The sequence below is a fragment of the Pseudoalteromonas sp. SR45-5 genome (assembly GCF_014163565.1).
GTDB lineage: Bacteria > Pseudomonadota > Gammaproteobacteria > Enterobacterales > Alteromonadaceae > Pseudoalteromonas > Pseudoalteromonas distincta.
Window position 1 is genome coordinate 1 of sequence record NZ_JACJDN010000690.1, and the last position, 1,983, is coordinate 1,983.

At 39.2% G+C, this 1,983-nt stretch carries 2 protein-coding genes; both read left to right on the forward strand.

The genetic code is table 11. From position 1 onward, the window contains the following. A partial coding sequence (gene pelF, locus H5072_RS18050; protein WP_182694338.1) for a GT4 family glycosyltransferase PelF occupies positions 1 to 1,246 on the forward strand: 1,246 nt, incomplete at its 5' end. Next, positions 1,234 to 1,983 (forward strand): exopolysaccharide Pel transporter PelG (gene pelG, locus H5072_RS18055; RefSeq protein ID WP_182694339.1); only part of this gene is annotated, 750 nt, incomplete at its 3' end. The genes pelF and pelG, both read left to right, overlap by 13 nt.

Here is a 1,983-nt window from a genome sequence, read left to right on the forward strand (position 1 = left end):
TGATTTTTGGCAGCAACTACAAAATTATTTTAGGGATTGTGATGAGCCCATCCCAACTGAGTTATTAAAGTTTGCATTTGAGACTTTGGCTAAAAAAGACGGTATTAACGAAGCCGACTTTTTATATAGTGAATCATCGTGGCAAGTACTCACCAATTACTATTCAACTTTTTGTGATGAATCCTCTTTTATTGACTTTTTTTGGTCATACCGCAATTTATATAAACCGCTATTTAAAATAGCCGAAATTGCACGCGGACTTCCAAAAGTTAAACTTATTCACTCAATATCTACCGGGTATGCTGGTATTTTAGGATCTGGTGCCAGTGTAATAAGCGATACTCCCTTTTTGTTGACCGAGCATGGTATTTACACCAAAGAGAGAAAAATAGATCTTATTCAAGCCAGTTGGATCAAAGAGTCTGAGCAAAGCCTAGGTAAAAACTTAAATACCGAAATGGGCTTTATTCGCCGTATGTGGATCAGCTTTTTTGAGCAAATCGGCCGAACAACATACCAAGAAGCAGATAAGGTCATTTCGCTATACGGCGGTAACAGGCAGCGCCAAATAAAGGATGGTGCAGCGCCAGAAAAAGCATTTGTTGTACCTAATGGAATTAAAACAGTGCGCTTTATTGAAGCGCTTGAGCAGCGTCCAAAACAGATACCACCAGTTGTTGGATTAATTGGACGTGTAGTGCCTATAAAAGATATTAAAACCTTTATACGTGCGATTAAAGAGGCGCAATCGATGCTGCCTGAAGTAGAAGGCTGGATCATCGGCCCTTATGAAGAAGATCCGCAATATTACAAAGAGTGTGAACTACTTGTAGGCAGTCTTGATTTACAAAGCAGTGTAAAGTTTTTAGGTATGCAAGATATTACCAAAATTTTGCCTAAGCTCGGAATTGTAGCTTTAACCTCGATTTCCGAAGCGCAGCCTTTAGTACTTTTAGAAGCAATGGCGGCCGGTGTGCCTGTACTTGCTAGTGATGTTGGCTCGTGCCGCGAAATAATCGAAGGCGGAACTGATGAAGATAAAGCATTAGGTAAAGCCGGTGAAGTTGTCTCAATTGCTTCACCTAGCGAAACAGCACAACAAATATCAAACATGCTAACAAATGAGCAAGTTTGGCTTGAGTATCAAAAAAGTGGTTTAGACCGCGTACAAAAATTTTATGACGAGAGCCACATGTTTGCCCGTTACGATAAACTTTATAAGGATACAATGGCATGGCCGGAATAGGTTTTGAGATACGAAAAATTCTCAAAAAAAATACCCTGCTCTCAGTTTTTGAAGCATACGGCTACGCGGGCTTAATAGGCTCAGGCCCTTGGCTGCTCTCTATTGTAGCGTTAATGCTAATTGGTATTTTAAGTTTAGGCGTTGTATTACCCAAAGTACTTATTATTCAGTTTTTAACGCTTGTTACCTACATGATGGCAGCTTCACTTATTTTAACGGGTGGCTTGCAGTTATTATTAACTCGATTTATTGCAGATTTGTTTTTTCAAAAAGAAGAGGCAAAAGTACTGCCTAATCTACTTGGTGCGCAACTTATAACAACAATAGCCGCATTATTGGTGGGCTTGGCTGTATGGCCTATGCTCCCTATACCCGTTGTTACTAAGATTATAATTTTAGGTGCCTTTGTAAGCTTATGTAATCAGTGGCTTGGCGCTATTTTTCTATCAGGTATGAAAGAATACCGGTTGATTTTGATTACCATGCTAAGTGGTTACGCCTTTATGGTACTGCTTGCATATTTATTAAGAGACTGGCAGTTAGACGGCTTGTTTTTTGCGTTTTTTGCAGGCGAAGCACTGCTCTTTTTTAGCTTTTTATTTATGATTATTCGCCGCTACCCGGGTGAAAAACTTATAAGCTTTGACTTTTTAAGCAATAAAAAAGTGTATTACAGCCTGTTCTTTTGTGGTCTGTTTTACAATATTGGCGTGTGGGCTGATAAAATCATTTTTTGG